The following is a 19,762-nucleotide window of genomic DNA, read 5'->3' on the forward strand; positions in this document are numbered from 1 at the left end:
CAGTCTCAGCCTTCTACTGCAGGGTTGAGAGCGGCGGTGTCCAGGGCCGCGTCCTCAATGCCCCAGCCAGCCAGGATCTCTTCCCAGACCCCCTCGTCCATGAGGTGCTGGACGGCCGCCTGGAGGGCAGCAGCTAGCTGCGGGTCAGTCTTGGAGATGACGATGCCCTGAGGCAGGGCGTCCTCGACCTCTCCCAGGGTCTGGACCGCCCCGTCGGTCAGCTCCACGGCGTAGTCTGCGACGGTGGAGTCGGAGTACAAGGCGTCGATGACGTTGCTAGCCAGGCTTGTGGCTGCCTCTGACTGTGTGGAGTATGCCCGCACCGACAGCGCCGGGTGGCCGGCGTCCCGGCAGGACTGCGCGAGCTCGTTCATGCTGGTCTCCTGGGCTGTGCCGACCTGGACTCCCACCGTGTAGCCGCACAGGTTCAGGTGATCGGAGACGTCAATACCCTCCGGATTTCCTGCGGCCACGTTGAAGCGTGAGCCCACGTTGATGTAGGCGAGCATGTCCACCTCCAGGGTGCGGGCAGAGGTGATGGTGAAGGAGGAGATACCGACGTCGTACTTGGAGCCGACAGCAGCGATGATGGAGTCGAACTCGGCCGTGTGGGTCTGGGAGCTGACTCCGAGCACCGCCGCGACCGCCCGGGAGAGATCAACGTCATAGCCGATGGGGCTGCCCTGGGTGTCGAGGAACTCGGCCGGGGCGTAGTCGGTGGAGGCGGCCACGTCAAGGACCCCGTCCGCAAGAACCTCCTCGGGCAGCAGGGCAGCGATCTCAGGCTGCACCTGGATCCCTGAGACGTCGTAGGTCCCGGTGGAGGGAGCCGAGGAGTCGGCCCGCCAGTCGGCTGCGTGGGTGCACCCACCCAGAACCAGGCAGGCGACGGCCGCTACGAGCAGCGGGCGGCGGGTCGTCATGCAGGCTCCTTCCTCGTCAGGGTGACCAGAAACAGTATCCACTACGTAGCATAAGCATGCGCCTCGAGTCCCGTCGAGCCGGTGGTGCTCGCGCTCACAGGTCGTAGTAGAGCTCGAACTCGTAGGGGTGGGGACGCAGGCGCAGCGGCTCGATCTCGTAGGCCCGCTTGTAGTCGATCCACGTCTCGATCAGGTCGGGGGTGAAGACGTCGCCCTCGGTGAGGTAGTCATGGTCCTGCTCCAGGGCCTCCAGGGCCAGGTCGAGGGACACGGGGAGCTTGGCGATGTCGTGGTAGTCCTCAGGTGCCAGCTCATAGAGGTCCTTGTCGACGGGGGCCTGCGGCTCGGTCCGGCTGCGAATGCCGTCAATCCCGGCCATGAGTACGGCAGCGAAGCAGAGGTAAGGGTTGGAGGAGGGGTCGGGGACCCGGTACTCCACACGCTTGGCCCTGGGGGAGGAACCGGTGACCGGGATACGGATGCACGCAGAACGGTTGCGTGCCGAGTACACCAGGTTCACCGGGGCCTCGAAGCCCGGGACCAGGCGGTGGAAGGAGTTAACGGAGGGGTTGGTGAAGGCCAGCAGAGAGGGGGCATGAGCCAGGATGCCCCAATGTACCAGCGGGCCAGGTCCGAGAGCTGGCCGTATCCGCGCTCGTCGTAGAACAGGGGACGGCCGTCCTTCCACAGCGAGTGGTGGGTGTGCATTCCCGAGCCGTTGTCCCCGAAGATCGGCTTGGGCATAAAGGTAGCGGTCCGCCCCGCCTGCCACGCGACGTTCTTGATGATGTACTTGAACTTCATCATGTCGTCGCCCGCGGCCAGCAGCGAGCTGAACCGGTAGTTGATCTCCTGCTGGCCGGCGGTCCCGACCTCGTGGTGGGCGCGCTCGATATCCAGCCCTGCCCCAATGCACGTGCGCACCATGGCGTCGCGCAGGTCGGCCATCTGGTCGTTGGGCGAGACGGGGAAGTACCCGCTCTTGAACCGGGTCTTGTAGCCCTGGTTACCGCCCTCTTCCCGGCGGCCGGAGTTCCAGGCGGCCTCTGCTGAGTCGATGGAGTAGCGCGACTGGGCGGGTGTGGACTCGTACTCGATGGAGTCGAACAGGTAGAACTCAGCCTCGGCACCGATGTAGCAGGTGTCGGCGATTCCGGTCGAGCGCAGGTAGTCCTCCGCCTTGGCGGCAATGGACCTCGGGTCGCGGGAGTAGACCTCGTCGGTGAAGGGGTCGACGATGGAGAAGTTGATGACCAGGGTCTTTTCTGTGCGGAAGGGGTCGAGGAAGGCGGTTGTGACGTCTGGGACAAGCTTCATGTCCGACTCGTGGATCGCCTGGAACCCCCGGATGGAGGACCCGTCAAACATGAGGCCCGTGGTCAGGGCTTCCTCCTTGAAGGCGGAGACGGGGATGGTGAAGTGCTGCATCACGCCCGGAAGGTCGCAGAAGCGGACGTCGACAAGAGCCACGTCCTCCTTGTCGATGAAGGCCAGGGCCTGTGATGCGTCCTTGAACATTCTTCCTCCGGGCTGGGGCTCTCACGAGCCTGTGGCACAGGTCGAGTGACCGGGCAGACGTTAGGTGGCCACCGTGTCGCGGGCGTGCCAGCAGTGTTGCCTCGGTGTTTCCTGCCTGGGTGCTTCAGCGTCCGCGCAGTGCCCGGCGGTCGATACGGGCCTTGCTGGGGTCAACGCCCCTGGGCATGGACATCCCTTTGCTGGCCAGGGACTCCAGGCGCTTGGAGACCTGGGAGATCTCGTTGTCAGTCAGCCGGGTGGGCTTGGTGGGCAGCTGGCGCAGGGTCCGGCTCAGCTCCGTGAGACGAACCTGACCGGTGCCGGTACCCACGTGGATGACGTGTACCGGCACAGTTGACAGGACACGGCGCACCTTGCGCTCCTCCTCCTCCAGCATACGTCGGGTATGGGAGACGGCGCCCTCGGCGACGAGGACCACGCCCGGGCGACCCACCATGCGCCAGACCAGGTCCATGGTCCTCGGTGAGACGGCGACCGGCTGCGACTCGACGTACCAGCCCCGGCCAGCCTGGTCCAGGACAGCCTTGGCCGCTCCCGGCGTCCCCTCCAGCTGAGTGTAGGAGGCGCGACGCACAGTCAGGGAGAGGATGACCATGCAGACGGTCAGGGCCAGGAGGACCGCCAGGGGAAGCCAGTACCACAGCGGCTGGCTGCTGAGCACCGAGACCCACACGGCAAGGCCGACAAGGGCGACGGCAGAGCCCAGCATCGCCCATCCCACCCAGGGGTAGGTGCGCCGGGAGATCGTGTAGGAGTCCCTGATGTTCTGCAGGGCGCGCCTCACTCGGTGAAGCCGCCGTGGCCGGGAGGTCTGGTCGCTGCTCACGTCCACACCATAGACGACGGCGCAGATCTGTGCTGAACGCGGAGGGCTAGGAAGCGGTGGCAAGCTGGCGGGCCACGACCCGTGAGGCCTCCTGGCGGGCTGTCACGGGCTCGGCCAGGTCAGCCAGGGCGGGGGGGATCCGCCACCCGCGGCTGACCATAGCCCGGCCCCACAGCATGCCGGCCCGGTAGGAGGAGCGCACCATCGGTCCGCTCATGACGGCAGCGAAGCCCATCTGCTCCGCCAGCTTACTGAGCTCGACGAACTCCTGCGGCTTGACCCAGCGGTCGATCGGGTGGTGAAGCATGGAGGGGCGCATGTACTGGGTGATCGTGAGGATGTCACAGCGGGCCTCGACCAGCGCCTGCATGGCCGCCTCAGTCTCCTCACGGGTCTCTCCCATGCCCAGAATCAGGTTGGACTTGGTCACCAGCCCGGCCTCGGAGGCCGCCGTGATGACGTCCAGGCTGCCCTGGTAGGAGAATGCGGGACGGATGCGCTTGAAGATCCGGGGTACCGTCTCCAAGTTGTGGCCCAGCACCTCCGGCCGGGAGGAGAACACCTCGGCCAGCGCCTGTGGGTTCCCCCGGAAGTCCGGCACCAGCAGCTCGACACCGGTGCCGGGGCACGTCGAGTGGATCTGGCGGGCTGTCTCCGCGTACAGCCAGGCCCCGCCGTCGGGCCGGTCGTCCCGGGCCACGCCGGTGACTGTGGCGTAGCGCAGCCCCATCTCCTGGACCGAGGCGGCTACCCGGCGCGGCTCGTCCTCGTCATATCTGGTGGGACGTCCTGTGGCGATGTCGCAGAAGTCGCAGCGTCGGGTGCATACCTGGCCCCCCACGAGGAAGGTGGCCTCGCGGTCGTTCCAGCACTCATAGATATTGGGGCAGTTGGCCTCGGCACAGACCGTGTGCAGGTTCTTCTCCTGTACCAGGCCCTGGACGTCCTGGTAGGTCTGCGAGACCACGGCCCTGGTTCTGAGCCACTCAGGCTTGGACTCGATCGGGGTCCTGGCGTTGCGCGCCTCGACGCGCAGCAGCCGACGACCCTCCGGGGCGACGGCGTCCGGGCTGGCTGGGCTGGCCACAGCAAGTTCTCCTTCCGTGTCTCCTCAGCATCTGCCTCGTCTGTGCTCGTCTGTGCCTACCTGCCGGTCCGTGTCCGGCCTGTAGCAGCGGTGCACAACACCGTCTATTCTATGCCTCGGCAGCCGAGAGGTAGGACCTTGTGCCTACGTCAGGGGCGGGGCAGGACGTGGGGTCTGCCACCAGGGGACTGAGGCGGGAGGTGAGGGCGTGGGACACCGCGTCGGCGAGGTCGGCTGCCCGCAGCTGGCGACCGGTCTCAGCGCTTACCGAGGTCACCCCGGCGTCCGTGATCCCGCAGGGCAGGATCCGCTCCAGGGAGAACGCCTCCAGGTCCGGGCTCACATTGAGGCCGATACCGTGCATCGTCACTCCCCGGGCCACGCGTACCCCCAGGGCGCAGATTTTACGGTCCTCACGCCGTACCGCCGCCGATGCCTGAGGGTCGCCCGGCACCCAGACCCCAGTGCGACCCTCGACCTGGCGGGTGGTCATCCCCAGGCTAGTGCACACCTGCATGACCGCCTCCTCCAGGGCGCGGACGTACCAGATGACGTCGACCGGGACGGCCAGGCGCAGGATCGGGTAGACCGTCAGCTGGCCAGGCCCGTGCCAGGTTGTCTTCCCCCCACGGTCTACCTCGACCACGGGCACCTGGGCGGGCCCGACACGGCTGCCCTGAGGTCGTTCCCAGGAGTGGGCACGCCTGCCCACGGTGTAGACAGCCTCGTGCTCCATCAGTAGCAGGGTGCTGGGACGCGTGCCGGCCACAACCTCTGCGTGCACGGCTCGCTGCAGCTGCCAGCCCTCCTCGAAGGGCACGAGTCTGCTCCCTAGGTCGACATCCCAGCGCTGCACGCCTCCAGCCTATGCCACCCAGCGGTCGTACGTGAGAGACCGTAGTCCACAGGTGGCCAGGGCGGCGTGGACGTCGGCGGTGCCGGGCATGGAGGATGCCGGGTATGGCACGGGACAGGTACCTAGAAAGCCGTCTGGCGGCTGGCTGGACGGGTGGCGGGGGCGTGGGTGCTCCTCGTGGGGAGGCTCCGGCGGACCAGGCTCTCCAGGTCCTGGCGGCAGCAGGTTTTAGTGTCGGCTCGGCGCTGGGTCGACGAGCTGGGGCCACGTCTCCACGGCGCTGTGTGGACCCGCAGGGGAGGGACGTGGTCCTCCGGGTCCTGCCGCTGCCAGAAGGCGTTGGTGGCGCAGCGGCACTGCGCAGGCTGGCCGGGCTGCGCAGCCTGCGGCACAGGGCGCTGGTGGCGGTACGCCATGTCGTCGCCCTCCCGTCCCACCACGTCGGTGTCGCCGTGGACCTGGTGGACGGTGTGAGCCTTGATGTCGTCTTGGCCGCCCGGGGTAGGCTGTCGGCTTCCCAGCTCGCGCTGCTGCTTGACGAGCTCGGATCGGCCCTGGCCCACCTGCACGAGCACGGCTGCGTCCACGGGGATGTCTCCGCAGGTAATGTGGTAGTCACGCAGGAGGGGCGTCCGGTTCTCATCGACCTTTTTGGCTCAGTCATGGAGGCGGGAACAGGAGACTGCGCTCCGCCTGAACGGCGCTCTGGCGGCCCCGCCACACCGGCTGCCGATGTCTATGCCCTGGCTGCCCTGCTGCGGCAGTGTGCCGGTGCTGGTGGTGCCGCTGGTGACGGCCGTCGGGCACGCCGCGTGGACCGGCTCCTGGCGGACGCGCTCAGCAGTGCTCCCGAGGACCGTCCCAGTGCGCGCGACCTCGCCGCCCGCTCAGCCCAGCTGGGGCAGCCCCGGGGAGTTGACCTGCCCGACGGCGCCCGCCTGGCGGCCGGTTCGTTGCGTGCGGCCGCTGACGCACCCACGCGAGTCGTAGGACCCCGGTCGCGACAGGGACCTTCCCGGTGGTACTCGCTGCCCGTCTCAGGACGTGCGGGTCGTGCACGACGTTGTGGTCCCCGGTCCCGCCGTGGTGAGGGGTCTTCCCGGGGAGGCGGCCGCCACCGCGCCTGCCGACGGGGCGGGGAAGTCCCAGCGGTGGCGCGGACCTCCTGCCTCCTGGGCGCAGCTGCCGTGGCGGCGGCCGTGGTAGCAGTCCTGGTTCTTCAAGTTCTTCAAGGGCCGGGCGGGCCTCTGGCAGGCTATCTGTCTGCCCTGAGGGCAGACACGGTGACGGCCACGCCACCGGGGGCTGCAGCAGAAGAACCGGACCAGGGCTCCCGGACTGCTGCATCCTTGCCCGCTCAGGTCTCCCAGGAAGCGACGCGCGAGACTTCCCAGGGGTCAGGTGCCACCCCGGCGGCGCCAGAGGAGCAGCAGGGGCCAGCCCGGCAGGAGACAGAGGAAAGCCTGGTCAGCGTGGTGGTCTCCCTGGCTGCGGCTCGTGACCAGGCGCTTATGGACGGCGACGAGGAGGCCCTGGCTGCGACCACGGTGCCGGGCTCGCCAGCCGCTGCTGCGGATGCGCAGATCATGCGCGATCTGCTGGCCGCGGGAGAGACCGTGACCGACATGACCACATCCGTGAGCCAGATTGCTGAGGTAGAGGTGCCCGCTGGTACGAGCTGGCCTGGCGCGCGGGCCGTGGTGGTCACCCAGTCTCAGGCCCCGTCTGGGCGGGTCAGCGCCGGGACTCACAGGACGGTCCCGGCCCAGGCCGCTCGCCAGGTAGTTCTTGTCCTGGTTCCACACCCGTGGAGGGTGGCGGAGGTGCGCTCCTACGACCTATGAAAGAAGAAGGCAGGGGGCGCAGGGCGGGGAGGAGTCTTGAGGAGACAAGCAGGGCCTGGTGAGCCAGCTCTGCTGGCTCACCAGGCCCTGCCCGCGTGCACCGCTCAGCGGTTTCTTGCGGCGTCTACTACAGCCCCAGGTCGCTGCGGAAGTCACCCTCCTCAAGACGGCTCTTGACCGTCATGAGGTAGCGTGAGGCATCGGCACCGTCCACCAGGCGGTGGTCGTAGGACAGCGACAGGTAGCACACAGAGCGGATGGCGATGACCTCGTTGCCGTCCGCGTCCTTGATGACCCGAGGCTGCTTCTGGATCGCCCCCAGGCCCAGGATCGCAACCTCCGGCTGGTTGATGATCGGGGTGTCGAGCACAGCTCCGCCCGAGCCGGTGTTGGTCACCGTGAAGGTAGAGCCAGACAGCTCGTCAGGGTTGACAGCGTTGTCCCGTGTGCGGGCAGCCAGGTCGTTGATCCGCCTGGCCAGACCGACGATGTTGAGGTCGCCGGCGTTCTTGACTACGGGGACCAGCAGGCCGCGCGGCGTGTCCACGGCGATGCCGACATGCTCCACGTCGTGGTAGACGACCTCCTTGCCCTCGATCGAGGCGTTGAGCTTGGGGTGAGCCTTGAGCGCCTCAGTGGCCGCCTGGACGAAGAAGGGCAGGAAGGTCAGCTTGGTGCCGTTGCGGGCCAGGAAGTCGTCCTTGGCCTGGGCGCGCAGGGCCGCCACCCGCGTGACGTCCACCTCCACCACCGTCGTCAGCTGAGCAGAGGTCTGCAGGGAGGTCAGCATGCGCTCGGAGATGACCTGGCGCAGACGACTCATCTTCTCCCGCCTGCCTCGCAGGAGCGTATCGACCTGCGGCCTGGTCGAGGCACCGGTCGCAGGGGCGCCAGCGGGAGCGGCCTCGGTGGTGGGGGCAGTGGCGGCGGTCTCCTGGGTGCGGGCAGCAGCCTGCCGGGCCTCCTCCTGCGCCTGAGCCGCAGCCTCGACGTCCTGCTTGCGAATACGTCCTCCGACACCCGTGCCGGTAACGGTCAGCAGGTCCACCCCTGCGTCCCGAGCCAGCTTGCGCACGATCGGGGTGACGTAGGCGGCCGGTGCTGCCGCTGTGGCCTCAGACGCGACCTCCTCCTGCTGGGAGGCACTGGAGCTCTCGGGGCTGCGGGTCCGGGGGCAGGAGCCTCGTCCTGCGGGACCTCCTGGGCCTGGGAGCCTGCTGAGGCGCCTGGCTCCTGCGCTGGTGCGGCGGGCTCCTGCTCAGGAGCAGAGGGCTGGGGGAGCCTCCGGCCTCGGCCGGGTCACCGATGACGGCCAGGACCGTCCCGACCTCAGCAGTCTCATCCTCAGCGACGAGGATCTCCAGGACCGTGCCGGACACGGGAGACGGCACCTCAGTGTCAACCTTGTCCGTGGCCACCTCCAGCAGCGGCTCGTCGACCTCGACGGTGTCTCCTACGGCCTTGAGCCAGGACGAGACCGTCCCCTCGGTCACTGACTCGCCCAGAGCGGGCATCTTGACGGACTCGGACATTCCTGTCTTCCTTCCTTGACTGACCTTGACTGACCGGAACGGCTCTACTGACCAGGGTCGTCCCGGGTCATCCGTGGTTGTGCAGCGGCTTGCCCGCCAGGGCCATGGCGGCCTCCCCGAGCGTCTCGTTCTGGGTGGGGTGCGCGTGGACCAGGGCGGCTACGTCGTCGGCGTCCGCTTCCCAGGAGACCATCAGCTGCCCCTCGCCGACCTGCTCGCCCATGCGGGCACCCACCGCGTGGAAGCCCAGGACCGGGCCGTCCTTGAGGGAGACTAGCTTGACAAAGCCCTGGGTGCCTAGGATCTGGCTCTTGGCGTTGCCCGCAACGTTGAACTCCGCGGTAGTGACGTTGTCCCTGCCGTGGAGCTCCACGGCCCGGGCCTCTGACAGGCCGACTGAGGCGATCTCCGGCTCGCAGAAGGTCACCTTGGGGACCAGATCGTCCTCGACCGGGCGGGGATCCAGACCAGCGATCTTCTCCGCGACCACGATCCCCTGGGCGAAGCCGCGGTGGGCCAGTTGGACTCCCGGGACGATGTCTCCCACCGCCCACACGCCCTCGACGTTAGTGCGACCGTACCCGTCAGTCAGGACGAAGCCACGGTCCATGGACACCCCGGCCTCCTCATAGCCCAGGCCCTGAGTGGCCGGCCCGCGGCCCACCGCGATGAGGAGGACCTCGGCATCAAAGGTCGCCCCGTCCGCGGTACGGACGCTCACCCCGCCCTCGTGGCGGTCCACCGACTCGAACATGGTAGAGGTCCGGAAAGCGATACCGCGCTTGCGGAAGGCCCGCTCCAGCTGCCTGGAGACGGCCTCGTCCTCGTTGGGAACCAGGTGGGGCAGCCCCTCGATGATGGTCACCTGGCTTCCCAGCGACGCCCACGCCGAGGCGAACTCGACGCCGATGACTCCTCCGCCCAGGATGACGGCTGAGGCCGGAACGTGGTCGAGCGCCAGGGCCTCCTCGGAGGTCATGACCGGTCCGGAGACCTCCTGGCCGATGGTCTTGGAGAAGGATCCCGAGGCCAGGACGACGTTCCTCCCGGTCAGACGACGCCCGTCCACCTCGACGGTGTCGCTGGACACCAGTCTGCCCCACCCCTGGACGACCTCGATCCCGCGGGAGGACACCAGGCCCTCAAGCCCCTTGTACATCCGGGAGACGATGCCGTCCTTGTACTTTTGGACGGCGGCCATGTCCACACCCTCCAGGGAGGCGCGTACGCCGACGGCTCCCGCCTCGCGCACGGCGTCAGCCGTCTCTGCCGCGTGGAGGAGCGCCTTGGTGGGCACGCAGCCGCGGTGCAGGCAGGTCCCTCCCACCTTGTCGGCCTCTACCAGGGCCACACTAAGCCCCAGCTGGGCACCGCGCAGGGCGGCTGCGTACCCACCTGAGCCAGCTCCCAGGATGACCATGTCGTACACAGTGTCTGTCACGAGTCTACTCTCCTCAGCTCGCTAGGTTGCTGGTAGTCGCTGGTATCGGCGTACGTGCCGCTGCGAGGCGGCCCGGCACCCGCGTTGTTATTGTTCCATCCGTCTGCACGGCGCACCCTCTAAACGCGGATGCCGTCCCCGACCAGGTCCCCACATTACTATGCGACGCGTCACTGTAGAGAGGTGTCCGCGTGCTGTGTCCCTATGGGTTCCGTGCCTGGGTACAGAGGAGTTCTGTCAGTGTGGCAACTCCCACTCCGGTTCCGCCGACGGGAGTCAGGCCCCACGGAGCAGAGCCGTTGAAGGCGGGACCGGCCACGTCCAGGTGCGCCCAGGGCGTGGACCCCACAAACTCCCGAAGAAACAGCCCGGCAGTGAGCATTCCCGCGGCGCGGTTGCCGACCTTGGCGTTGCGCAGGTCAGCGACGGGAGACTCCAGGCTGCTGCGCAGGTAGGCGGGCAGTGGCATAGGCCAGAAGGCCTCTCCCGCCCGCCTGGCAGCGGCGACGACCTCGTCGCGTACAGCCGGTGTTCCCATGACGGCACACACGCGCTCACCCAGGGCCACGACCTGGGCTCCGGTCAGGGTCGCCACGTCAATGACGCGGTCGGGCGCCTCCGCTACCGCCAGGGCCAGGGCGTCGGCCATGACCAGGCGTCCCTCGGCGTCGGTGTTGGTGACTTCCACGGAGGTGCCGTCAGCCGTGATGACGACGTCGCCAGGGCGCTGGGCCTCGGGGCCCGGCATGTTCTCCGCCAGGGCTAGCCATGCCGTGACCCGCACCGGCAGGCTCAGACGGGAGGCGGCCAGCACGGTGGCCAGGACGGCGGCCGCTCCCGCCATGTCGGACTTCATGTCCGGCATGGCGGCGGGCGGCTTGAGGGACAGGCCGCCGGAGTCAAAGGTGATCCCCTTTCCTACCAGCGCCGTGTGAGTGCGCGCCGTAGGCGGGTCCCACCGCAGGCGCACCAGGCGTGGGGGGCGCGAGGAGCCCTGGCCCACCCCGAGCAGGGCGCCGAGACCCTCCCGAGCCAGGGCTTCCTCGTCCCAGACGGTGACCTCCAGTGAGGCATCCTGGCCCATCTGGGCGGCCCGCTGGGCAAGGGCCGACGGGGACAGCCAGTTGGCAGGCTCGTTGACCAGGTCCCTGGCCAGGGACGTGGCCTGCGCCAGGACGCGCGCCTCCTCCACGACCTGGTGGGCCTGCTGGGTGGTGTCGTCGCGGGCCAGCGGGGAGAGCAGGAGGATCTTGTCCACGGGTGCTGCCGACACCTCTGGTGAGTCCGGTGAGGGGGTCTTGAGCGCCTGGGTCGTGGCGGCTCCGCTGCCTGGAACGGTTTGCGCAGGCTGCTTCGCGCGTGCTCTCCAGGAGTAGGCTCCCAGCAGGGCTCCCTCACACACGCTGCGCAGCTGGGCGAGGTCCTGCGTCGGCAGCGCCATGGCGACGTGGGAGGTGCCACCCAGGGCGCGCGTGGCCCGTCCGGCCGCCCGCCGCAGGAGACCGAGCCGGTCCTCACCCAGGGCCGGGGCGTCGTCGGGCAGGGGGCCAGGAGCATCCGGCTCGGTGCTGAGCAGGTGCCAGGACCGTCCCAGGCCGACCACCAGGACCGTGGAGGCAGCCGTGGGCACGGTCTGCTGCGGGGGCGTGGTCGGCTGGGTGAGAAGTGTCTCTTGCCCGTGGTGCGCGGTAGGGCGTACCGCGCTGGCGGGGACCCGGACCACGGCGTCCTGCTCCGCCGAGAACCCAAGGGTAGGTAGGAGGGCCTCCAGCGCGTCGGTGTCGATAACGGCGGTGCCGTCGCTCATGCGTGGCAGCGCCCCGCCCGTCACGAGCTCGGCGGCCTCCCGGCCGGGGGCAGCGGCCAGAACCAGGACGTCGACGGCATCGGCCGCGGAGCCGGAGGGAAGGAAGGAGGAGAGGCTGACTGTGGTCACGAGACGAATGGTAGCGTCAGCCGCGACGGGGCAGTGCCCGACCAGGCGGCTGCTGGCTGGTTGCAGGGTCGGCCGGAGAATGGAACAGGTGCGTCTGCTGCTCCAGGACCCTTGAGAGGCTGGGATATTTATGGAAGAGCGCCCCCGGGTGCGCACAGTGAGGGACACGCGTCGGCCCGCCTACGGGTGGGGGAGGATCCTCGTCGTGGTCTTCGCGGCCTTTGGGGCGGCCATCCTGGGGCCGGCCCTGCTGGCCCTGGTGCGCCGTCCTGACGAGGCGCCCCTGCTGGAGTCCTTCAACGCCCTCGGTGGCCTGCTCTACCTGCTGCTGTCGGTCTCCGTCGCGCACAACGGGCGCCGGATGCGCAACGTCGGCTGGATGAGCCTGGCCGCGCTGGCGACCATGGAGATCCTCATCGGGGCGCTGTCCCTGTCACCCACGTATACGGGCCTGGATGTGTTGGTGTGGTCTGACGGCGGCAGGTCGCTGGGCTACCTCCCCCTGCTCCTGCCGGTCGTGGCAGCGGTGTGGATGTGGATGTCCGATCCCAGGCGTATCGTGGTCAACGCGGAACGGATGACCGAGCTGTCCGACACGCTCACAGAGCGCTCTCGTGCAGTGTACGAGGCGCACCGGGAGGCGGGGGGTGTCCCCGCCGCAGAGCCCTCGTCAGGGGTCTCTCCAGGAGATCAAGAGGAAGGGGGCCAGCAGGCCTAGCCCTAGCCGCCCTAGCCAGGTCCTAGCTCAGGTTGGCGACGTGGACGGCTGCGCCGTCCTCGGCTGCGGCCTCAATGCCCCAGACCTGCCGGAAGAAGCTGAGTTCGGCCTCGTACTGGCGGCGGATGCTGGCAGCCGTGCGCAGCCCGTGGCCCTCTCCGTGGAAGATCTCCAGGGCGACCGGGGCGCCCTTGGCCAGCAGGGCCTCGTACATGAGGGTGGCCTGCTCGGCGGGGACGACAGGGTCCTCGGACCCCTGAAGCAGCAGGAGAGGCGCGGTGATCTCCTCGACGTGGTTGATGGGGCTGCGCTCGGTCATGACCGGGTCGTCAGTGTCCTGGGTGCCGAGAAGCTGGCCGATGTAGCAGGACTCGAACTTGTGGGTAGTGCGTACCAGGCGGGTCAGGTCGGCAACGCCGGAGCTGGAGGCGGCCGCGGTGAAGACCCGGGAGCGGACCAGGGCAGACAGGGCCGTGAAGCCTCCGGCGGAGGACCCGCGGATCGCGACCCGGGAGCCGTCCACGGTGCCTGAGTCGATAAGGAACTGTGCGCCCGTGACGCAGTCGTCGGCGTCGTAGACGCCCCAGTTGCCCTCCAAGGACCTGCGGTAGTCGGTGCCGTAGCCTGTTGAGCCGCGGTAGTTGACGTCCAGGTAGGCGAAGCCGCGGCTGGTCCAGTACTGGATCCGCAGGTCATAGCCCGGCCAGGCCGAGGCCGTGGGTCCTCCGTGGGCGTTGACGATCAGCGGGGGCAGCTCGTCGGCGGGCCCGACGTGGGTGGCGGAGGCCGGTGGGTAGTAGAAGCCGTGGGCCGTGGCCCCGTCGCTGGTGGGCCAGGACACAGGAGTGGGGAGGGACACGCCAGCGCTGTCAGGGCGGAACTCCCCGGAGTCACGCAGGACCTGGACACGGCTGTTCCTGACCTCGACGATGCTGGGCAGCGCCAGCTCGTTGGAGGCCAGCATGACGACCCGCCCCTCGGAGGAGGCGACGTTGCCCAGCGGCTGCCAGCCGACGTTCCACTCCTCGAGCTCCCCGTTGGCCAGCTTGATGGTTCCCAGGTGCGAGACGGCGTCGCGTGACCAGGAGGTGATGAGGCGCTCGTTGTCGAGGACGTCGTAGGAGTGCGGTCCCAGCTGCCAGGCCGGGTAGCTGAAGGAGGCGTCCGCGGGGTGGAGGGCGCGGGTGCGCAGGGCGGTGGTCCAGCGGTCCCCGCTGGTGCCCCGGCGGGGGAAGCCCTCGGTCCGGTAGAGGTTCCAGCAGCCGGAGGAGTTCGAGCTGTGCACCAGGTCGCACTCTTCGGTCCAGCGTGGCTCGGCCACAGAGCTGCCGCGGCCCCCGTCCAGGACGGTCTGCTCGCCCAGGGAGCCGTCTGGCATCAGTTCGCCCACGTGCAGGGAGGCGTTGTCCCACGGCATCCCCGGGTGGTCCCAGGTGATCCAGGCCAGCAGCCTGCCGTCAGGGGACAGGGTGGGGGAGACCACGAAGTCGGTGCCTGAGACGAGGGTGCGCACAGGGGTGTCGTCGCGGGCCGCGGAGCCGTCCAGGGGGACGGCTACCAAGGTGTTGACCGGCTCACCCTCGCCCCGGTGGTCCTCTCTGACGGCGTAGACAAGGCCGCGGGCAGTATCGATTTCCAGGTCGCCGTGACGAACTTCACCGTAGATAGTGAGGGGGACGAGGCCCCGGATACGGTGGGCGACGTCATAGCGGTAGAGACGGCCGTCCCTGGCGTGGGAGACGACCACGATACCGCTGTCCACGGCGTAGGCCCGTCCTCCGTACTCGTGGACGCGGGTGCGAGCGTCGACGAGCTCGTCAGCGGGGGTAAGCGGCAGCACCTCACCGACCTGTCCGTCCGCGTCGCGGCGCAGCAGGACGTTGCGTCCCGCCTGCGAGGCGCGCTGCTCCACCCAGTAGGTGTCTCCGCCGTCCACGCGCACCTGGGACAGCCGCACGGTCCGGGTGGTGATGGTGCCCGGTGCGATCGGTGAGGGCCAGGTGCCGTAGGGCGCGGTGGTGCTCATGGTTCCTCCTTGGAGCGGGGCGAGGCGGCCCCTGGGACGTGCCGGGCGGTGACGGGGCTGCTGGGGCCGGTGCCCACCATAGTGGCTGGTGCTGGCTGGCGTGAGCCGGGTGACACGGTGCGAGCGCGCCTGCCACCCGGCGCAGGGCTTCCCACCTCGGCAGAGGGGGCGTTGTGGGCGCAGGTGCGCCTATGCTGAGGTACCTGTACCTTCCCGGTCAGCGGGACCGCGCAGCGCCGGTAGAGCCGGGTCGGCGGCGCGGGGCCGTCCCGGGCTGCGGGCCGTGTCCGCGGTTCCGCCCGGGGGAGTGGAAGATGATCAGAAAAGAGAGTGAGGGGGACGCCTGTTGCCTGCTGCCCAGCACCGTGAGCACCATGGCCGCACAGACCGCCCGCAGGCCGTTGGGCCCGTGCTGGGCCTGGTGGGCCAGCCCCGTGACCTGGACCGGCTCACCAGTGACGAGCTGGTGGCCCTGGCCGCTGAGATCCGTGGCTTCCTGGTGGCCAGCGTAGCGCGCACCGGCGGGCACCTGGGTCCCAACCTCGGGGTGGTGGAGCTGACGCTGGCTCTCCACCGCACCTTCCGCTCCCCTCGTGACACGATCATCTTCGACACGGGTCACCAGGCCTACGTCCACAAGCTGGTGACGGGCCGCCAGGACTTTAGCCGACTGCGGGAGCGGGGCGGCCTGTCCGGGTACCCCTCGCGGGCGGAGTCGGTGCACGACGTGGTGGAGAACTCCCACGCCTCGACCTCCCTGTCCTGGGCTGACGGCGTGGCCCGCGCGCACCGGCTACGAGGCGAGGAGGACCGCCACGTGGTCGCCGTCATCGGTGACGGTGCCATGACCGGGGGGATGGCCTGGGAGGCGCTGGACAACATCGCGGTCTCCTCCGACAGGCACCTGGTCATTGTCGTCAACGACAACGGACGCTCCTACGCGCCCACGATCGGCGGGCTGGCCCACCACCTCGACGCGCTGCGTACCAACCCCGGCTACGAGCGTGTGCTAGCCGGGGTCAGGCGCGCCCTGCTCGCCCAGGGCCCGCCTGGACGAGCGGCCTACGACGCCCTCCACGGTCTCAAGCGGGGACTCAAGGACGTGCTGGTGCCCTCGGCCTTCTTCGAGGACCTGGGCATCAAGTACACCGGACCGGTGGACGGCCACGACATCACCGCGCTGGAGTTTGCCCTCACTCGGGCGCGCGAGTACTCCGAGCCGGTGATCGTCCACGTCATCACCCAGAAAGGCCGCGGCTACACTCCAGCGGAGGAGCACGTGGCGGACCGGTTCCACGCCGTGGGGCGGATCCACCCGGAGACCGGCCTGCCTGTGGTGGCTGAGCGCTTCGGCTGGACGGCCGTCTTTGCCGAGGAGGTCCTGGCCATGGCCAGGCGTGACGAGCGGGTCGTGGCGGTGACCGCGGCCATGCAGGCGCCGGTGGGGCTCCAGCCCCTGGCCGACGAGATGCCCGAGCGAGTCGTGGACGTGGGTATCGCCGAGCAGCACGCCCTGACGGCCAGCGCGGGCATGGCCTACGCGGGCATGCACCCGGTGGTGGCCCTGTACGCCACCTTCCTCAACCGGGCCTTTGACCAGGTGCTCATGGACGTCGCCCTCCACCGGGCCGGGGTCACGATCGTCCTGGACCGGGCAGGGCTGACTGGTACCGACGGGCCCAGCCACCACGGTATGTGGGACATGGCCCTCATGGCTCACGTTCCCGGGCTGCACCTGGCTGCTCCCCGAGACGAGGACACGATGCGGGCCGCGCTACGCCACGCGGTCAGCGTCGGGGACGCACCTACCGTGGTGCGCTACCCCAAGGGGGAGCTGCCTGACCCGCTGCCCGCCCTGCGTGTGCTCGACGACCTTGACGGCGGCCACGGCCCCTTCGACGCGGTGGACGTGCTCGTGGAGGAGCCGGGAGACGGTCCTGACGCTCCCCGGGTGCTTATTGTCGGCGTGGGTGCCATGGCCGCGGCCGCGGCCGAGGCCGGGCGGCGGCTGGGCGGCGCCTGGCCGGTGCCTGCGCAGGGCCAGGCGGGGCTGGCGGGCGGGGTCGCCCCGGCCGTCACGGTGGTGCACCCGCACTGGGTCGTGCCCGTACCGTCTCCTCTGGTCAGCGCCGCAGCGGCTGCCGACCTCGTCGTGGTCGTCGAGGACGGCCTGGTCGAGGGCGGTATCGGCTCCCAGCTGCGCGACGCCGTCGAGACCGCCGTCGAGACTGCTGCCGTGCGCGGTGCCGGCGCCGGGGCAGGACACGGTCCGCTCAGTGTCGGTGCGGGCGGCGGCCCGGTCTTCAAGCGCCTGGGGGTCCCCCGCGCCTTCGTGGGCACGGACACCCGCTCACAGCTGCTCCGCGAGCTGTCCATGGACGCCGAGGGCATCGTCACGGCCACCCGCACGACACTGGACGTCCTGGTGCCGGGCCGTCGTGACGCGGCAGCGCTGACAGCGCTGCCGTGGGACGCCCGTCCTAACCCGGCGACCCGGCTGCGCTCCGACACGTCTGCCCCGCCTGCGGCCAGGGCCTGACGACGCCTTGCCCCGCCTGGCATCAGCCAGCTGCTCCGTCGTCCTGCTGCCCCGCGAGCGGGGTCGCCCCGGGCCGGGACCTTTGTCCCCGCACGGCGGTGCTGGCGGGCTTCCTGTGAGTCATCGCACCGAGGTGGGCGGGACCTGCGGCCCAAGGGAGGCGCCGGTGGCTCTAGGCTGGTTATGGCGGCACGCTGGACGTGCCGTCACGCCTCACAAGGGCGTACACAAACCCCGGTGACCCTCGGTCACCCAGCTGAGGAGGGCATGACGGATGACCACCATTGAGGTCACACCATCCGCCACCGAGACTGTCGGCAGCAGCATCCAGGAGGGTGCGTGGGAAGGGTTCGCTGCCGGCCCGTGGACGCGCGACATCGACGTCCGCGACTTTATCCAGCGCAACTACACGCCCTACGAGGGCGACGCCTCCTTCCTGGAGGGTGCCACGGACAAGACCCTGCGTCTGTGGGACACCCTTGAGAAGGACTACCTCTCCCGGGAGCGCAAGGTCCGCATCCTCGACGTCGACACCCACACTCCCGCCGATGTCGACGCGTTCCAGCCCGGATACATCAGCGATGACGATGACGTCGTCGTCGGACTGCAGACCGACTCGCCGCTCAAGCGGGCGATGATGCCCAACGGCGGATGGCGCATGGTGGAGACGGCGATCAAGGAGGCCGGCAAGGAGGTCGACCCCGAGGTCAAGAAGATCTTCACCCAGTACCGCAAGACGCACAACGATGCTGTCTTCGACATCTACACGCCGCGTATCCGCGCGGCGCGCTCCTCCCACATCATCACCGGCCTGCCCGACGCCTACGGCCGCGGCCGAATCATCGGCGACTACCGCCGCGTGGCGCTCTACGGCGTCGACTTCCTGATCGAGCAGAAGCAGCAGGCCAAGGACGCTGTGGCCGACCAGCCCTTCTCCGAGCACTGGGCCCGCTACCGCGAGGAGCACGCTGAGCAGATCAAGGCTCTCAAGAAGCTCAAGCGCATGGCGGAGTCCTACGGCTACGACATCTCTGGCCCCGCGCGCGACGCCCACGAGGCCGTCCAGTGGACCTACTTTGCCTACCTGGCCTCCGTCAAGTCCCAGGACGGTGCTGCCATGAGCATCGGGAGGCTGTCGGCCTTCCTGGACATCTACTTCGAGCGGGACCTCTCCAAGGGCGTCATTGACGAGTCCCGGGCGCAGGAGCTTATCGACAACATCGTCATGAAGCTGCGGATCACCCGCTTCCTGCGCACGATCGACTACGACCAGATCTTCTCCGGGGACCCCTACTGGGCGACCTGGTCAGACGCGGGCTTCTCCGAGGACGGCCGTTCCCAGGTGACCAAGACGTCCTTCCGGCTGCTGCAGACGCTGCGCAACCTCGGCCCCGCCCCGGAGCCCAACATCACGATCTTCTGGGACGAGGACCTGCCACAGGGCTACAAGGACTTCTGCGCCTTGATCTCCATCACGACCTCCTCCATCCAGTATGAGGCCGACGAGCAGATCAGGGACCACTGGGGCGATGACGCGGCTATCGCCTGCTGCGTGTCCCCGATGAGGGTGGGCAAGCAGATGCAGTTCTTCGGCGCCCGCGTGAACTCGGCCAAAGCTCTGCTCTACGCCATCAACGGAGGCCGGGACGAGATGACCGGTAGGCAGGTCGTCACCGGCCTGCCGGGAATCGAGGGCAACGGACCGCTGGACTTCGACGAGGTGTGGGACAAGTACGAGAAGATGCTGGACTGGGTCGTGGCGACCTACGTCGAGGCCCTCAACATCATCCACTACTGCCACGACCGCTACGCCTACGAGTCGATCGAGATGGCCCTGCACGACTCCGAGATCGTACGCACCATGGGCTGCGGGATCGCAGGCCTGTCGATCGTGGCCGACTCCCTGAGCGCCATCAAGTACGCCAAGGTCCTTCCCGTGCGTGACGAGACCGGCCTCGTGGTGGACTACATCACCGAGGGCGAGTTCCCGATCTACGGCAACGACGACGACCGGGCCGACGACATCGCCGCGACCGTGGTCCACACCATCATGTCCAAGATCAAGGCACAGCCCTTCTACCGGGACGCCATACCCACCCAGTCGGTGCTGACCATCACCTCCAACGTGGTCTACGGCAAGGCCACGGGGTCCTTCCCCTCGGGCCACAAGAAGGGTACTCCCTTCTCCCCCGGTGCCAACCCGGAGAACGGCATGGACACCCACGGCATGGTCGCCTCCATGCTCAGCGTCGGCAAGCTCGACTACGACGACGCGCTGGACGGGATCTCCCTGACCAACACCATTACCCCGCAGGGGCTGGGACGCACCCTTGAGGAGCGCGTGGCCAACCTTGTGGGCATCCTCGACGCGGGCTTTGTGCCCGAGGAGGACTACGCAGAGGTCTAGAAGAGGTCTAGAGGTGTCTCGCCCTGCACGGGACGACGACCCTTAGGCAGCGGCCACCTCGGCCACCACCGTGGCGCCTCAGACATCG

General features: G+C 68.8%; 12 protein-coding genes and 2 pseudogenes. 4 read left to right on the forward strand and 10 right to left on the reverse strand.

Annotation, left to right across the window (positions count from 1 at the left end; genetic code table 11):
* Positions 1-5: 5 nt before the first annotated feature.
* The 5 genes and pseudogenes from D5R93_RS06030 to lipB all read right to left on the reverse strand — a co-directional run bounded on the left by D5R93_RS06030 (position 6) and on the right by lipB (position 5,231).
* Complete coding sequence (locus D5R93_RS06030; RefSeq protein WP_120204362.1) at positions 6-923, reverse strand: transporter substrate-binding domain-containing protein; 918 nt, start codon at positions 921-923, stop codon at positions 6-8.
* A gap of 94 nt (positions 924-1,017) precedes the next feature.
* Positions 1,018-2,441: pseudogene (gene glnA, locus D5R93_RS06035) on the reverse strand (type I glutamate--ammonia ligase).
* Positions 2,442-2,565: 124 nt separating this feature from the next.
* The gene (locus D5R93_RS06040) at positions 2,566-3,288 is read right to left on the reverse strand and encodes a DUF4191 domain-containing protein (RefSeq protein ID WP_119834967.1); all 723 of its coding nucleotides are present in this window, start codon (positions 3,286-3,288) and stop codon (positions 2,566-2,568) included.
* Positions 3,289-3,334: 46 nt separating this feature from the next.
* Positions 3,335-4,375, reverse strand: a complete 1,041-nt coding sequence (locus D5R93_RS06045; protein WP_119834968.1) for a lipoyl synthase — start codon at positions 4,373-4,375, stop codon at positions 3,335-3,337.
* A gap of 109 nt (positions 4,376-4,484) precedes the next feature.
* Positions 4,485-5,231: a lipoyl(octanoyl) transferase LipB gene (gene lipB / locus D5R93_RS06050; protein WP_120204364.1), complete on the reverse strand. Its 747-nt coding sequence runs from the start codon at positions 5,229-5,231 to the stop codon at positions 4,485-4,487.
* 104 nt (positions 5,232-5,335) lie between these two features.
* Between lipB and D5R93_RS06055 the strand changes: the two genes are divergently transcribed.
* Positions 5,336-7,075: a protein kinase domain-containing protein gene (locus tag D5R93_RS06055; RefSeq protein ID WP_243106985.1), complete on the forward strand. Its 1,740-nt coding sequence runs from the start codon at positions 5,336-5,338 to the stop codon at positions 7,073-7,075.
* A gap of 127 nt (positions 7,076-7,202) precedes the next feature.
* Here D5R93_RS06055 and sucB read toward each other — a convergent pair.
* The 4 genes and pseudogenes from sucB to D5R93_RS06070 all read right to left on the reverse strand — a co-directional run.
* Positions 7,203-8,177, reverse strand: a pseudogene (sucB, locus tag D5R93_RS06060) (2-oxoglutarate dehydrogenase, E2 component, dihydrolipoamide succinyltransferase); the annotation flags it as partial.
* A 13-nt stretch (positions 8,178-8,190) separates the two neighbouring features.
* Positions 8,191-8,607 carry a biotin/lipoyl-containing protein gene (locus tag D5R93_RS14980; RefSeq protein WP_162933861.1) on the reverse strand — a complete coding sequence of 139 codons (417 nt, stop codon included), beginning with the start codon at positions 8,605-8,607 and terminating at the stop codon, positions 8,191-8,193.
* Positions 8,608-8,674: 67 nt separating this feature from the next.
* A complete protein-coding gene (gene lpdA / locus D5R93_RS06065) occupies positions 8,675-10,048 on the reverse strand; it encodes a dihydrolipoyl dehydrogenase (RefSeq protein WP_120204367.1) in 1,374 nt (457 codons plus the stop codon).
* A 202-nt stretch (positions 10,049-10,250) separates the two neighbouring features.
* Positions 10,251-11,984 carry a leucyl aminopeptidase gene (locus D5R93_RS06070; protein ID WP_120204369.1) on the reverse strand — a complete coding sequence of 578 codons (1,734 nt, stop codon included), beginning with the start codon at positions 11,982-11,984 and terminating at the stop codon, positions 10,251-10,253.
* Positions 11,985-12,114: 130 nt separating this feature from the next.
* Between D5R93_RS06070 and D5R93_RS06075 the strand changes: the two genes are divergently transcribed.
* Entirely contained in the window at positions 12,115-12,702 is a 588-nt protein-coding gene (locus tag D5R93_RS06075) for a hypothetical protein (RefSeq protein WP_243106986.1), read from the forward strand.
* A 22-nt stretch (positions 12,703-12,724) separates the two neighbouring features.
* Here the strand turns inward: D5R93_RS06075 and D5R93_RS06080 are convergent, their stop codons facing one another.
* Positions 12,725-14,728, reverse strand: coding sequence for an alpha/beta hydrolase family protein (locus D5R93_RS06080; protein ID WP_120204371.1), 2,004 nt, complete (start codon positions 14,726-14,728; stop codon positions 12,725-12,727).
* 346 nt (positions 14,729-15,074) lie between these two features.
* Between D5R93_RS06080 and dxs the strand changes: the two genes are divergently transcribed.
* Positions 15,075-17,267: a 1-deoxy-D-xylulose-5-phosphate synthase gene (gene dxs, locus D5R93_RS06085; RefSeq protein WP_120204374.1), complete on the forward strand. Its 2,193-nt coding sequence runs from the start codon at positions 15,075-15,077 to the stop codon at positions 17,265-17,267.
* A 274-nt stretch (positions 17,268-17,541) separates the two neighbouring features.
* Positions 17,542-19,674, forward strand: coding sequence for a pyruvate formate lyase family protein (locus D5R93_RS06090; RefSeq protein ID WP_119834976.1), 2,133 nt, complete (start codon positions 17,542-17,544; stop codon positions 19,672-19,674).
* Positions 19,675-19,762 lie beyond the last annotated feature (88 nt).

Source organism: Actinomyces lilanjuaniae (assembly GCF_003606385.1).
Lineage (GTDB): Bacteria > Actinomycetota > Actinomycetes > Actinomycetales > Actinomycetaceae > Actinomyces > Actinomyces lilanjuaniae.

Excerpts from the sequence above, each read along its gene's own strand:
- D5R93_RS06030 (WP_120204362.1), bottom strand. The coding sequence starts at position 923 with ATGACGACCCGCCGCCCGCTGCTCGTAGCGGCCGTCGCCTGCCTGGTT.
- D5R93_RS06055 (WP_243106985.1), top strand. The coding sequence starts at position 5,336 with ATGGCACGGGACAGGTACCTAGAAAGCCGTCTGGCGGCTGGCTGGACG.
- D5R93_RS14980 (WP_162933861.1), bottom strand. The coding sequence starts at position 8,607 with ATGTCCGAGTCCGTCAAGATGCCCGCTCTGGGCGAGTCAGTGACCGAG.
- D5R93_RS06075 (WP_243106986.1), top strand. The coding sequence starts at position 12,115 with ATGGAAGAGCGCCCCCGGGTGCGCACAGTGAGGGACACGCGTCGGCCC.
- D5R93_RS06080 (WP_120204371.1), bottom strand. The coding sequence starts at position 14,728 with ATGAGCACCACCGCGCCCTACGGCACCTGGCCCTCACCGATCGCACCG.
- D5R93_RS06090 (WP_119834976.1), top strand. The coding sequence starts at position 17,542 with ATGACCACCATTGAGGTCACACCATCCGCCACCGAGACTGTCGGCAGC.